The organism is Micromonospora sp. A3M-1-15 (genome assembly GCF_024213425.1).
GTDB classification, from domain to species: Bacteria; Actinomycetota; Actinomycetes; order Mycobacteriales; family Micromonosporaceae; genus Micromonospora; species Micromonospora chersina.
In genome coordinates this window covers 15320-29239 of sequence record NZ_JANAVK010000007.1, presented here as the reverse complement: position 1 = coordinate 29239, position 13920 = coordinate 15320, and the positions used below count along the sequence as shown (strand labels likewise).

Genomic DNA, 13920 nt, shown 5'->3' with positions numbered 1-13920 from the left:
AGGCCGGGTCGGACCGGACCTCAGTCGGCGACGACGGTCAGGACCAGTGGACCGTTGGGAATCGGGTTACCGGCGTTGTTCGGGTAACCCCACATGCTCGTGTTCCCGGCCTGGTCCGTCAGCGAGAACCCGATCGTGTACTGCCCGGGTGCCAGCCGGTCGGTCGACACTGCCAGGTGGAAGACGCCGGTGCCGTCGTCGGACTCACCGCCGTACATACCGCCCTGCGAGACGCCCTCACTGTCGTAGATCGTCGCGCTGAACCCCGAGATCGGGGCGAACTGGTCGACCTCGACCGTGACGTCGAAGCCGAGGCCCCACGCGTCCTCGGTCTCCTGCTGCGTCCAGGTCGCCTTGGGCAGCTTCGCCGAGAGCACGACAGGTGCCTTCTCGTCCGGCACCTGCGTGATGGTGAGGCCGAGGTCGGGGGCGCCGTAAGCCGTGCCGTACAAGGCGACGTTGCCGGCACCGTCGGTCAGCTTGACCCCGTCGATCTTGCAAGAGCTTGCCCAGCCCGACGGCATGACGATCTCCACCGAGACCGTGCCGTCGTCACCGACCGACGGGGTGTGGGACGGCTGCGAGCACCAGGACAGGTCGACGTCGACGGAGGTCAGGCCGCCGACGGCGCCGTGCGGCGTGAAGGTGAGCGCCGTCGACGCCTGCGTGCGCCAGTTGTTCACCTGGGACTTGGTGAGAGCGAAGTCCGAGGCGCTGACCACGTCGTTGCGGCTCACCTGGATCGGGGCCGGCCCCTCCGGCGAGGTGTCGGTCCGGGTGTTGCCCCAGCTGTCGGTCAGGTCGAGCCGGGCGACCCGCCATGTGCCGGAGGGAGAGCCGGCCGGCACGCCGATCGAGACGGGACAGGTCACCCAGGTCGGGTCCCAGGCCGTCTCGCCATTGCACGACCACTGCGAACCGCTCTGGGTGAGCTGGAACGTGGAGCTCAGCCGCACGCCGTTCGGGCCGGCGAGCGTGAGCTTGCCCTTCCTGAAGGCAGACTCGTCGACGATCTGCGCCCGGTAGCGCAACGTCACCCCGGAACCGTCGTCGTAGAAGGCGCGCGGCTGGTCGAAGTCGAAGTAGAGCTGCTCGGCGACCGGCCCTTCGGCGTCGACGAGCTGGGTCACGGCCAGCGCGGCCGGGCCCGGGTCCCGGACCGTGCGGGCATGGGCGACATCGTCGGCGATGGTCACCTTCGTGACCCGCCAGACCGTCTCGGCCGCCGACGAGTAGCGCGGCACAGTGAACTCGTAGACGTACGTGGACCTCTGCGCCGTCCCGGAGCCCCCGATCTGCGCCCGCCCCCACTGCAGGTCGTAGCTGACGGTGCGGGGCTGGCCGACCTCCACATCGCCGGCAAACTGGCGCAGCTCGACGGCGCCGTTGATCCGCTGGGCATTGGTGGCCCGGTCGGTGATCGTCCACGTGAGATTGACGCTGGCATAGTCCTGCGTGACGTCAACCTCGGCGCGGTCAAAGGCGATCGACTCGATCTCGAGAACCGGACCGGCGGCCGACGCCGCCACGGCCGGAGTCGTGATCGACAGGACAACCGCGGCAGCGGCCACGCTTGTGACAAGCGCGCGAAGGCGCCAAGATTTCATCTACTCTCCCCGTGCAGCAAGATCATCGATGGATGGTGCGCTGAGGATAAGGTACGGCTGCGACCCGAAACTCGTGAGGCCGCTTCGCGTACCAGCCGAATGGTCCCCGTGGCGGACATAGGGGGCAATCTCTGGAAGCGAGTCGCTGCGATGCCTCGTGGCAGGGCGAGCACGGTGGCCCATGGGCCAATGGCACGCGGCATGATCGTGACCGGAAACACCGAAGGCCCCGACCGGGACTGTCGTCCTGGCCAGGGCCTTCACGCTGGAGCGGGTGACGGGAATCGAACCCGCACTGTCAGCTTGGGAAGCTGATGTTCTGCCATTGAACTACACCCGCAGGCGGCACCACTGTACCTGAGGCCACCACCTCCCTGCACCCAGGTACCCCCGCAGCGTGATCACGCGTCGCAACCGGACCGAAACGATCTTGTCACGGCGGAGCGCCGATCAGCAGCGGAAAGTTTCCGCACGGCAACATATGGCCGTTCTCAAATCCTTCGATCGGATGTAACGTCTCCCACACGTTTCCGACCCGGCGTGACATACCCCCTGTCATGCCGTTCGAAAGAGGTGGGCCCATGGGACTGCGTCCCAACCTGCTGACCCGGCGTACCGCCGGCGTCGCGTCGACGACCCTCGCGCTGCTGCTCAGCACCGCCGCCGTGGGCGTCGTCCCCGCTGCTTCGGCCTTCTCGGCCGCCCCCGACGCGTCCTGCGTCGGACCCGCTGACGTCCACTCCGACGCGCGGATCAAGAAGGGCGGCACGGCCAAGCTGGACCCGAACGAGCTGACCGCCAAGCAGGTCCGTGAGCGCGACGCCGACCTGGCGGCGGCGCTGCGTGAGCGGGCGAACTTCCGCGCCGGCGCCGGGGCCACCACGCTGGCCACGGTCACCATCCCCGTCGTCGTCCACGTCATCCAGCGGGACAGCACCCGGGCCGGGGGCAACATCCCGGACTCGATGGTGACCCAGCAGATCGACGTGCTGAACAAGGCGTACGCCGGTGCCACCGGTGGCGCCCCGACCGCCTTCAGCTTCCAGCTCACCAAGGTGCACCACGTCACCAACGCCGCCTGGTACCCGATCGTGCAGGGTTCCTCGGCCGAGCGCTCGATGAAGACCTCGCTGCGCGAGGGCGGCAAGAACACGCTCAACCTCTACCTGGGCGAGCTGAGCGACGACCTGCTCGGCTGGGCCACCTTCCCGCAGCGCAAGCTGAACAGCATGGACGGCGTGGTCGCGCTGAGCGAGTCGCTGCCGGGCGGCACGGCGACCAACTACAACCAGGGCGACACCGGCACCCACGAGGTCGGCCACTGGCTGAACCTCTACCACACCTTCCAGGGTGGCTGCTCGGGCTCGGGCGACAGCGTCTCCGACACCCCGGCCGAGGCCTCGCCGGCCTTCGAGTGCCCGACCGGCCGCGACACCTGCACCACCGCCGGCCTGGACCCGATCACCAACTTCATGGACTACACCTACGACTCGTGCATGTACCAGTTCACCCCTGGTCAGGCGAGCCGCATGCTCACCGCGTGGAACGCCTACCGCGCGGCCTGACCGCCCCGCACCACACGCCGGTGCCGGTCCCGTCCTCGGACGGGGTCGGCACCGGCTTTTCCGTGGGGGTTCAGGCCGCCGGGCGGCGGGTGTCGAAGCCGTGCCGGCCGCGCCGCCCCTCCGAGGCGAGCGGGTCGCGCCGGGCCGGGGCGCCGGCCCCCGGGTCGAGCCAGACCCGCACCTCCGGCCGGCCGCCGCCGGGGTGCGTCACCTGGTCGCGCCGGGTCAGCATCGCCACGTCGACGGTGAACTCGAACAGCCGCCAGTCGCCCTGCGAGGCGGCCCGGCCGATCCGGGCCACCCGGGCCACGGTCGCCGGATCGGTCACGGGGCGGGCCCGGCCAGCCACGTAGGCCTCGTCGTCGCTCTCCTCCGGCGGGAAGGAGTGCAGCGCGAAGCGGCCGTCGCGTTCGAGGTCGCGGCGCTTGGGGGAGTCGATGACGAAGCACCAGAGACCGTCGTCGGTGATGACCGGGGAGACCGGGTGCACCCGCGGGCCGCCGTCGGCACGGACCGTGGCGAGGTAGCCGAAACCCGGCCCGTACTGCTGCAACAGGAGGCGGATCTCGTCGGCGAGTCGGGGCTCGTCGGCGGCGAATTCGGACCAGGAAGCCATGCGGACATTCTATCGAACAGGTGTACGAAGATGTAGTCCGACACGCAGGTCACCCGTACCGGTCGCTATGGTGTTCCGATGCTGCTCTCCGACCGCGACCTGGTCTCCGAGATCAAGGCGGGCACGCTCGCGCTGGAGCCCTTCGAGCCCACGCTGGTGCAACCGTCCAGCATCGACGTACGCCTGGACCGGCTGTTCCGGGTCTTCAACAACCATCTCTACACGCACATCGACCCGTCCGTGCAGCAGGACGATCTCACCTCGATGGTGGAGGTGCCGGAAGGCCAGCCGTTCGTGCTGCACCCGGGCGAGTTCGTGCTCGCCTCCACGCTGGAGGTCATCTCGCTGGGCGACCAGCTCGCCGGGCGCCTGGAGGGCAAGTCCAGCCTGGGCCGGCTGGGCCTGCTCACCCACTCCACGGCCGGCTTCATCGACCCGGGCTTCTCCGGCCACGTCACGCTGGAGCTGTCCAACGTGGCGAACCTGCCGATCACGCTCTGGCCGGGCATGAAGATCGGCCAGCTCTGCATCTTCCGGCTCTCCTCGCCGGCCGAGCACCCGTACGGCTCGGCGGTCTACGGGTCGCGCTACCAGGGGCAGCGCGGGCCGACCCCGAGCCGGTCCTGGCAGAACTGGCGCACCTGGCCGACCCGCTGACCGACCGGCACTCGGGAACGGCGCAGGGGCCCCCGCGGCACGGGAGCCCCCGCGGACCGGTCAGCCCGGGCGGCCATAGCTGTTGATCTGGCCGTCGTCGACGCGCTTCATCGTGATCGGCTTGCCGGACTGGGAGGCGTGCACCACCCAGCCGTCACCGACGTACATGGCGACGTGGTGCAGGTCGCTGTAGTAGAAGACGAGGTCGCCGGCGCGCAGCTCGCTCCGGCTCACCCGCCTGGTCACGTCGTGCTGCTGCCGGGCGTTGTGCGGCAGCGAGACGCCGGCCTTGGCCCAGGCCGCCATGGTGAGGCCGGAGCAGTCGAAGTGGTCGGGGCCGGCGGCGCCCCAGACGTAGATCTTGCCGATCTGGGCGCAGGCGAACTTGACCGCCACGCCGGCCGGGCCACCGGGGTAGCCGGCGGGACACGGCGCCGGACGCAGCGGACCGCCACCGCCGCTGCCGTAGACCTTGAGCCGGAGCTTCTGCAGCTTGACGATCTCGGCGTCGATCTGCTTCTTCTTCGCCGCGAGCTGCGCCTCGGTGCGCGCCAGCTCGCTGATCATCTCGTCCAGCGGCTGCTTCTTGGCGGCCAGCTGGTCGCGCAGCTCGGCGACGGTACGCACCTGCGCCTGCTGGCGGTTCGCGAAGCGGTCGAGCAGTGCGAGGCCGTCCACCAGCTCGCTCGGCGACCGGCTGCCCAGCAGCGCGTTGACGGTGGAGAGGTTGTTGTCGCCCTTGTACGCGTCGGCGGCGAGGCCGCCAACCTGGCCGAGGGCGGCGTCCACCCGGGCCTGGAGCGGGGCGATCTGCTTGGCGAGCGCGGCGGCCTGCTTGCGCTTGGCGGCGAGCTGCTCGCGGGTGGCGTTGACCTGTTCGATGATCGGTTCGAGCTTGTTCCAGTCCTGGTCGATCTGGCGCTCGATCTCGGTGACCGACGGTTCGGCGTGGGCCGCCGTGGCGCCGCCGGTCAGGACGACGGCGGTGCCGGCCAGGGCGGCGAGGACGGTGGTGAAGCGGGACCAGCGGGAACGCGGCACAGCCGTCGACCGGTCGACCGACCGGCTCGACGGTGGCCGCGGGGCATGGTGTGCCACCGGGCTTCCGTACTCCTTCTTCGTGCCCGCCTACCGAGTTAGCTGACGGGTTCGGGCGGGAAGGGAGCCGCCCTACCGCAGTGGCTGCGGATTCACCCCAGGTACCTGGGTCCCCGGCTCGCCCGGAGGCGACTCGGCGGTGTCGAACCGTCACCACCCGGGTTGGACGGTGAAACTGGCGGCCGACGATTGACCAGAGTAGAGATGGCCGTTACCGATCCGCAACCCAAGACGCCGTGACACTCCGTGCCCGAAGGTTTTTTTCACGGCAGATTACCTCTCGGAAAGGTATTGACCCGGAGGTTGCGCGGGGCGAGGGTGAGGACGCAGTGACCCCCATCCCTGTCTGGAGGTTCGATGCACCTCTCACCCCCGCCGTCGGGCAGACGGATGCTGCTGGCAGCCGCCGTCGCGGCGGCCACCGCGCTCGTGGCCACCGGACCGGTGGCCGCGGAACCGAGCACCGCCCAAACCACCACCGACCGCCAGGAGCAGTACGCCGCCGCCGCGGCGGAGTACGGCGTGCCGCAGAGCGTCCTGCTCGGCGTCTCGTACCTGGAGTCGCGCTGGGACACCCACCCGGGCCAGCCGAGCACCAGCGGCGGCTACGGCCCGATGCACCTCACCGACGCCCAGCACGTCCTCTCGACCCCGGCCAGCGGCCACGTCGACGAGGACGAGGACCCGCGGGGCGACGACTCGCGCCCGCTCACCCTCGACCCGGCCACCGCGTCGGCGCCGGCGGAGGACGTGCTGCCGCAGGCGTCCCTGCAGACGCTCGACGCCGCCGCGGCGCTCACCGGCCTCGCCGAGGAGACGCTGCGCACCGACGCGGCCGCGAACATCCGGGGCGGGGCGGCGCTGCTCGCCTCGTACCAGAAGGAACTGGGCGCGCCGGTCGGGGCCGGCACCGACCCGGCGGCCTGGTACGGCGCGGTGGCCCGCTACTCCGGCGCGGACACCGAGGACGCGGCGGCGGCCTTCGCCGACGAGGTCTACGACCAGCTCGGCCTCGGCGCGGCCCGGACCACCGACGACGGCCAGCGGGTGACGCTGGCCGCCACCACGGTGACGCCGGACCAGTCCGGGCTGCACAAGCTGGGGCTGCGCCGGGCCGAGCGGCCGGACGGCCTGGAGTGCCCGGTGCGGCTCGCCTGCGAGTGGATCCCGGCCCCCTACGAGCAGCTCAGCGCCGACCCGGGCGACTACGGCAACCACGACCTCGGGAACCGGCCGGCCCAGCAGAAGATCGAGTACATCGTCATCCACGACACCGAGGGCTACTTCCGCCCGAGCGTCGACCTGGTGAAGCGGGCCGACTACCTGGGCTGGCACTACACGCTGCGCTCGGTGGACGGCTACGTGGCCCAGCACATCAAGGCCAAGGACGTCGGCTGGCACGCCGGCAACTGGTACGTCAACGCCAAGTCCATCGGCCTCGAACACGAGGGCTTCGCCGGGCACGGCACCTGGTACACCGAGGCGATGTACCGGGCGTCGGCCAAGCTGGTCCGGCACCTGGCCCTGCGCTTCCAGATCCCGCTGGACCGGCAGCACATCATCGGCCACGACAACGTGCCCGGCACCACCGCCGGCACCGTGGCCGGCATGCACTGGGACCCGGGCCCGTACTGGGACTGGTCGCACTACTTCGACCTCATGAAGGCGCCGTTCCACTCCACCGGCACGCCGCACACCGGCCTGGTCACCATCGACCCGGACTTCGCCACCAACCAGCCCGCCTTCACCGGTTGCAACCAGCAGCCGCCGGGCGTGCCGAAGCCCACGCCGCCGGCCGCGCCCTGCCCCCTGCGGGGCTCGTCCGCAGTGATCCTGCGGACCGCCCCGAGCGCGACCGCCCCGCTGGTCAACGACCTCGGTCTGCGGCCGAACGGCACGCCGGACACCATGTACATCTCCGACCACGGCGCCCGCGCCTCGGCCGGCCAGACGTACGCCCTGGCGGACGTGCAGGGTGACTGGACGGCGATCTGGTACCTCGGCCAGAAGGCCTGGTTCTTCAACCCGGCCTCGGCGCCCACCGCCAAGTGGTCGGCGGGCTTCGTGGTGACGCCCAAGCCGGGCAAGACCACCATCCCGGTGTACGGGCGGGCCTACCCGGAGAAGGAGGCCTACCCGGCCACCATCCCGTACCAGACCATCTCGCCGCTCCAGTACACCTTCGCGGCCGGCCAGCGGTACGCGCTCGGCGGCGTCCTGCCGGGCGAGTACTACCGGGCCGTCTCGTTCGACGGCTCCGCCCCGGGTGACCGGACCGTGGTCCGCGGCGAGAACCGGTACGTGCAGATCCAGTTCGGCCACCGGATCATGTTCGCGAACCGCGACGACGTGCTGATCCTGCCGTCGGCGATCGGCTCGCCGAGCTGACGATCGGCGAAACGAAGGCCCCCGGTCCGCGTGGACCGGGGGCCTTCGTGCTGAGCGGGGTGGGTCAGTACGGCCTGCGGTAGCCGGCGACCGGCATGTAGGCCACCTTCGAGACCTGGACCGGTTTGCCGGTCCGGGGCGCGTGCACCATCAACCCGTTGCCGAGATAGAGCCCGACATGGTGCAGGTCGCTGTAGAAGAAGACCAGGTCGCCCGGTCGGGCGTCACTCGACGCGATCTTCCGACCCTCGTTCCACTGTGCGCCGGTGAAGTGGGTCAGCGAGATGCCCGCCGCCTTGTAGGCGTACTGGGTGAGGCCGGAGCAGTCGAACGAGTTCGGGCCGGTGGCGCCCCAGACGTACGGGTCACCGACCTGGAGGCAGGCGGTCTTGATCGCGGTGCGCGCCGCGCTGCTCACCACCCCGTCGATGGCCGGGCAGCCCTCCGGGCGGATCGAGGTCACCGGCAGCATCGCGGTCAGCCGCTTGATCTCGGAGTCGATCTGCTTCTTCTTCGCCGCGAGCTCGTTGCTCTGCTTGATCTCGGTGGCGATCAGCGCGTCCAGCTTCTGCTTCTGCTTGTTGTACTTGTCCCGGACGGCGAGCACGCCGGCGATCTGCCGGCGCTGGTCGTCGGCGAGCCGGTCGAGGATGACCAGCTGCTCGGCCAGCGTGCCGGGCTTGGTGTTGACCAGCAGCGCGCCGAGATCCTGGGACGGGCCCTGGATGTAGTAGCGGGCGGCGATGTCACCGACCTTGTTCATGGCCAGCGCCGACTCCAGTTCGAGCGGCACCATCTTCTTCTCGAGGTCGGCCGACTTCTTCTTGTTGACCTTGAGCTGGGCACGGACCTTGTTGTACTGCTCGATGGTGGGCTCCAGCTGCTCCCACTGCTTGTCGATCTGGGCGTCGATCTCGTCCACCGACGGCGCCGCGTGCGCCGGGGCCGCCAGCAGCCCGGCGCCGACCGCGACGGCGGCGACCACGGTGAGGAGACGGCGTACCACCCGGTGGAACCCGGCCGGTCGGCCGGGCGGCTGGCTCGGGGCGTGACGATGAGGGGGCATGGTTGCCACCGGCACGGACTCCTTTGCAACCGACCGTCGGGCGCCTCGCGAGAGGGAAGATCGAGGCAGACGACCCACAGCGGTCGGTGCCCCACATTAGGGAAGGCACCGGGGTGGAATCAAGGCGACCATTGGTTCAATCACGTGTGCGCAACCGCTTGTGTACCAAGGGTGTTCGTTCACTTGCCAACGATTGCGGTCAATACGTCGTCGAGGGTCACCACGCCCAGCGGCCGGCGGCCGTCGCTCACCAGCACCATGTGCCGGCGCTCGCGCCGCATGGAGAGCAGCAGATCGGCCAGCGTACGGTCGGGCGGCACCACGGCCAGCGGCCGGTAGACCTCGGCAGGAACCGGCGCCCGGCGGCCGGCGCCCGCATAGCCGAGCACGTCCTTCACGTGCACGAAGCCGAGCACCCGGCGGGTGGACCGCTGCACCACCGGGAAGCGGGACCGGCCGGTGCGGGTGGCCAGCACCTCCAGCGACGCCGGCGAGACGTCCTCGGCCACCGTCGTCACCGTCGACCAGGGTTGCAGGGCGTCGGCCGCGGTCCGGCTGTGCAGGGCCAGCGCGCCGGTGATCCGGGCGTGCTCCTCGGCGTCCAGCAACCCCTCGGTACGCGCCTGCGAGACCAGGCCGGCCAACTCCTCCGCCGTGAAGACGGTCTTCACGGCGTCGGTCGCCTCGACCCGCCACAGCCGCAGCACCTGCCGGGCCGACCACTTCATGGCCAGCAGCAGCGGCTTGGTGCCCAGGCAGAAGGCGAGCATGGCCGGGCCGAGCCAGAGCGCCGACGGCTCCGGGCCGGCCAGGGTGATGTTCTTCGGCACCATCTCGCCGACCACGGTGTGCAGGAAGACCACCACGCCGAGGGCGATCACGAAGGCCACCGGGTGCACCGCCGACGCGGGTAGGCCGAGCGCCTCGAACGGAGTCTCCACCAGGTGGGCCAGCGCCGGCTCGGCGATCGCGCCGAGGCCGAGCGAGCAGACCGTGATGCCGAGCTGCGCCCCGGCGATCATCAACGGGATCTGGTTCATGGCCGACAGGGCCCACCGGGCCCGCTTCGACGTCGCCGCCAGCGGCTCCAGCACCGTCCGGCGGGAGGCGATCAGGGCGAACTCGCTGCCCACGAAGAAGGCGTTGCCGAGCAGCAGCACCAGGGCGATCAGAAGCTCACTCACCGTCGTCGGGCTCCTCCGGGCGGACCACCCGGACCTGCTCGATCCGGTGCCGGTCGACCTCCACGACGGTGAACTCGTACCCGCTGTCCTCGACCGTCTCGCCCGGCACGGGGATGTGCCCGAGCCGGGCCATCAGGAAGCCGGCCAGGGTCTCGTACGGCCCCTCGGGCAGCCGGAAACCCGTCTGCTCGACCAGCTCGTCCTCGCGGAGCACGCCGTCCACCAGCACGGTCCGCTCGCCGCCCGGCACCGTCAGCTCCACCGGCCCGAGGTCGTCCACCGCGTCCGGGTCGAACTCGTCGGCGATCTCCCCGACCAGCTCCTCGACCAGGTCCTCCACGGTCACCACGCCGTCCGTGCCGCCGTACTCGTCGACGACGATGGCCAGGTCGGCTCCGGCGTCCTTGAGCGCGGCCAGCACGCCGTCGAGGTCGAGACTCTCCGGGACGTACACCGGTTCGCGGGCTACCGCGGCGACCGTGGTGGCGGCCCGGCGGGCCAGCGGCACGCCGAGCGCGTCCGGCACCCCGGCCACCCCGGTGACCAGGTCCAGCGTCTCCTCGTAGACCGGGAACCGGGTCCGGCCGGTCTGCCGGGACAGGTCCAGCAGCTCGGCGACCGTCGCGGTGGCGCGCAACGCGATCACGTCGACCCGGGGGGTCATGGCCTCGGCGGCCCGCTTGTCGCCGAACCGGATGGTGCGGCGCAGCAGCATGGCGGTGTCCGGCGGCAACGCCCCGGCCCGGGCCGAGATGGCCGCCAGCAGGCCCAGCTCCTCCGGGGACCGGGCGCTGGCCAGTTCCTCCTGCGGCTCCACGCCGAGCCTCCGGACCAGCCGGTTCGCCGAATTGTTGAGCAGCCGGATCAGCCACCCGAAGGTGCGGGAGAAGGTCCTCATCGGCGCGGCGGTGCCGAGCGCCGTGGGCATCGGCCGGGCCAGGGCGAGGTTCTTCGGCACCAGCTCGCCGAAGAGCATCGAGATGAGGGTGGCCAGCGCCAGGGCCAGCAGCCCGCTGAACCGTTCGGCCCCGCCGACCGGGCGCAGCAGCGGGGCGAAGAGCCGGGCCAGCGCCGGCTCGGCCAGGTAGCCGGTGAGCAGCGCGGTGATGGTGATGCCGAGCTGTGCGCCGGAGAGCTGGAACGACAGTTCGCGCAGCGCCCGGCGTACCGCGACGGCGCCGCCGTCCCCCTCGCCGGCCCGCCGGTCGATCTCCGCCCGGTCGACGGTGACGAGGGCGAACTCGGCCGCGACGAAGAACGCGTTGCCGGCGGTCAGCAGCACGAAGCCGACCAGGGGCAACAGCGTGGTAACCAGCAGGCCGTCGATGAGCGCGATTGTTCCACGGGCCGGCACCCGACACGAACCCGCGACCGACGACGGCGGCGGCGCCCGGGTGGGTGCCGCCGCCGTCGTGGTTCAGCTCGTCCGGGGGTACGCCTCAGCCGGCGACCGACTCGGTCTCCTTCTCGCCCGCCGGGGCGTCCGGCTTGACCGAGCGGAGCAGCACGCTGGCCACGTCGATGACCTCGACCTGCTCGCCGGCGCTCTTGCCGTTGACCCCGTCGTTGAGCATCGTCGAGCAGAACGGGCAGCCGACCGCGATCGTCTTCGCCCCGGTGGCCATGGCCTCCTCGACCCGGTCCACGTTGATCCGCTTGCCGATCTTCTCCTCCATCCACATCCGGGCGCCGCCGGCGCCGCAGCAGAAGGAGCGCTCGCTGTTGCGCGGCATCTCGGTCAGCTCGCCCTGGATCGAGTCGCCGAGCACCTCGCGCGGCGCGGCGAAGACCCGGTTGTGCCGGCCCAGGTAGCAGGGGTCGTGGTAGGTCACGCCGCCGTCGACCGGCTGCACCGGGGTGAGCTTGCCGGCGGCCACCAGGTGGGCCAGCAGCTGGGTGTGGTGGACCACCTCGAACTCGCCGCCGAGCTGGCCGTACTCGTTGCCCAGGGTGTTGAAGCAGTGCGGGCAGGTGGCGACGATCTTCCGCTTGCTCTTCTCCCGGCCCTCGAACGCCTCGTTAAGCGTCTCGACGTTCTGCTGGGCGAGCATCTGGAAGACGAACTCGTTGCCGATCCGGCGGGCCGGGTCGCCGGAGCAGGTCTCGCCCTCGCCGAGGATGGCGAAGGAGACGCCGGCCTCGTTGAGCAGCGTGGCCACCGCACGGGTGGTCTTCTTGGCCCGGTCCTCGAACGCGCCGGCGCAGCCGACCCAGAACAGGTACTCGAAGTCGTCGACCTCGCCGACCCGCGGCACCTCGAAGCCGAGGCCCTTGGTCCAGTCCTCGCGGGTGTTCTGCGGGGCGCCCCACGGGTTGCCCTTGTTCTCCAGGTTGCGGAGCATGACGCCGGCCTCGGACGGGAAGCTCGACTCGATCAGCACCTGGTAGCGGCGCATGTCGACGATGTGGTCGACGTGCTCGATGTCCACCGGGCACTGCTCGACGCAGGCGCCGCAGGTGGTGCAGGACCAGAGCACGTCCGGGTCGATGACCCCGCCCTCCTCGGCGGTGCCGATCAGCGGCTTCTCAGCCTCGGCGAGGGCGAGCACGTCCATGTGGGCGAGCTGGGCCGCGGTCGCCTTCTCCTCGCCGGTCAGGTCCTTGCCGCCGCCGGCCAGCAGGTACGGTGCCTTGGCGTACGCGTGGTCGCGCAGGCTCAGCACGAGCAGCTTCGGCGACAGCGGCTTCCCGGTGTTCCAGGCCGGGCACTGCGACTGGCAGCGGCCGCACTCGGTGCAGGTGCTGAAGTCCAGCAGGCCCTTCCAGGTGAACTGCTCGACCTGGGCGACACCGAACTGGTCCTTCTCCGGGTCGGCCTCCTCGAAGTCGAGCGGCTTGCCGTCGCTCATCATCGGCCGCAGCGCACCCAGGCCGGAGCCGGCGGCCTTCTCGGGCTCGCGCTTGAAGAAGATGTTGGGGAACGCCAGGAACCGGTGCCAGGCGACACCCATGGTGACGTTCAGCGAGATCACGATGAGCCAGGTCATCGAGATGGCGATCTTGATGAGGGCGGCGACGCTGACGCCGGCCGCCCAGGCCGGGAGCGCGGCGCCGACCGCGTGGCTCAGCGGGGTGGCCCAGACCGGGTACTCGAAGTGGTCGGTGGCGACCTTGAAGCCGCGGATCACGAAGCCGAAGATCAGGACCAGCAGCACGACCCACTCGACGAAGTAGCCCTGCCACATGGTCGAGCCGGTGAACCGGGAGCGGTTACCCGGCCGGTTGGGCCGGTTGCGCAGCCGGATCCCCATCAGCACCAGGATGCCGGCCAGGCCCAGGATCCCGATCCACTCGGTCGCCAGGCCGAAGATCGTCCAGTGCCCGATGACCGGCAGCCCGCCACCCGGGGTGACCACCTCGAAGTAGGCCTCGAGCACCAGCAGCGACAGCACGATGAAGCCGACCATCACGAACCAGTGGGCCGCCCCGACCACGCTCCACTTCAGCATGCGGGTGTGGCCGGCGGTCTCCACCAGCATCTTCCTCGTGCGGGCGCCCTTGTCGCCGAAGCGCTCCGGCGCGGGCTGCCCGAGCCGGATGACGGCCGTCATCTTCATGACCGCGCGCACCGCAAGCCACACCGCCACGGCGGTGATGGCGGCCGCGAGGATCGTGGTGACGATCTGGACGCTGCCCATCGAGTTGGCCTCCCGGTCTGCTGCTTGTCAGTGCAGCCTACGCGCAAGGTTACCCAGCAGTAACGTGAGTCATCTCGCATCCGGCCACGCCGCCCTGCCGA

General features: G+C 70.7%; 10 protein-coding genes, 1 tRNA gene and 1 riboswitch. Of the genes, 3 read left to right on the top strand and 8 right to left on the bottom strand.

The window, feature by feature from the left end:
• Nucleotides 1-20: 20 nt before the first annotated feature.
• On the bottom strand, nt 21-1529 hold the full coding sequence (locus tag NLX85_RS28690) for a hypothetical protein (protein WP_254340371.1): 1509 nt from the start codon (nt 1527-1529) through the stop codon (nt 21-23).
• Between the two features lie 344 nt (nt 1530-1873).
• A tRNA-Gly gene (locus NLX85_RS28685) sits at nt 1874-1947 on the bottom strand.
• A gap of 241 nt (nt 1948-2188) precedes the next feature.
• On the opposite strand from NLX85_RS28685, the gene NLX85_RS28680 reads away from it, so the two are divergent.
• Nucleotides 2189-3172, top strand: a complete 984-nt coding sequence (locus NLX85_RS28680; RefSeq protein ID WP_254340369.1) for a zinc metalloprotease — start codon at nt 2189-2191, stop codon at nt 3170-3172.
• A 70-nt stretch (nt 3173-3242) separates the two neighbouring features.
• Here the strand turns inward: NLX85_RS28680 and NLX85_RS28675 are convergent, their stop codons facing one another.
• Nucleotides 3243-3788 carry a pyridoxamine 5'-phosphate oxidase family protein gene (locus NLX85_RS28675; protein WP_254340368.1) on the bottom strand — a complete coding sequence of 182 codons (546 nt, stop codon included), beginning with the start codon at nt 3786-3788 and terminating at the stop codon, nt 3243-3245.
• A gap of 78 nt (nt 3789-3866) precedes the next feature.
• Between NLX85_RS28675 and dcd the strand changes: the two genes are divergently transcribed.
• Complete coding sequence (dcd, locus tag NLX85_RS28670; RefSeq protein ID WP_091264644.1) at nt 3867-4445, top strand: dCTP deaminase; 579 nt, start codon at nt 3867-3869, stop codon at nt 4443-4445.
• 60 nt (nt 4446-4505) lie between these two features.
• On the opposite strand, the gene NLX85_RS28665 is transcribed toward dcd, so the two are convergent.
• Nucleotides 4506-5486: an NlpC/P60 family protein gene (locus NLX85_RS28665; RefSeq protein ID WP_254340367.1), complete on the bottom strand. Its 981-nt coding sequence runs from the start codon at nt 5484-5486 to the stop codon at nt 4506-4508.
• A 68-nt stretch (nt 5487-5554) separates the two neighbouring features.
• A riboswitch (cyclic di-AMP (ydaO/yuaA leader) is annotated at nt 5555-5692 on the bottom strand.
• A gap of 208 nt (nt 5693-5900) precedes the next feature.
• Between NLX85_RS28665 and NLX85_RS28660 the strand changes: the two genes are divergently transcribed.
• Nucleotides 5901-7931, top strand: a complete 2031-nt coding sequence (locus NLX85_RS28660) for an N-acetylmuramoyl-L-alanine amidase (RefSeq protein ID WP_254340366.1) — start codon at nt 5901-5903, stop codon at nt 7929-7931.
• A 64-nt stretch (nt 7932-7995) separates the two neighbouring features.
• Here the strand turns inward: NLX85_RS28660 and NLX85_RS28655 are convergent, their stop codons facing one another.
• From NLX85_RS28655 to NLX85_RS28640, 4 genes are all read right to left on the bottom strand, one after another.
• The gene (locus NLX85_RS28655; protein WP_254340365.1) at nt 7996-8997 is read right to left on the bottom strand and encodes a C40 family peptidase; all 1002 of its coding nucleotides are present in this window, start codon (nt 8995-8997) and stop codon (nt 7996-7998) included.
• A 179-nt stretch (nt 8998-9176) separates the two neighbouring features.
• Entirely contained in the window at nt 9177-10181 is a 1005-nt protein-coding gene (locus NLX85_RS28650) for a hemolysin family protein (RefSeq protein ID WP_254340360.1), read from the bottom strand.
• Nucleotides 10174-11481: a hemolysin family protein gene (locus tag NLX85_RS28645; protein WP_254340884.1), complete on the bottom strand. Its 1308-nt coding sequence runs from the start codon at nt 11479-11481 to the stop codon at nt 10174-10176. Before NLX85_RS28645 ends, NLX85_RS28650 begins: the two co-directional genes overlap by 8 nt.
• A 139-nt stretch (nt 11482-11620) precedes the next feature.
• Entirely contained in the window at nt 11621-13819 is a 2199-nt protein-coding gene (locus NLX85_RS28640) for a (Fe-S)-binding protein (RefSeq protein WP_254340358.1), read from the bottom strand.
• Nucleotides 13820-13920: the final 101 nt, after the last annotated feature.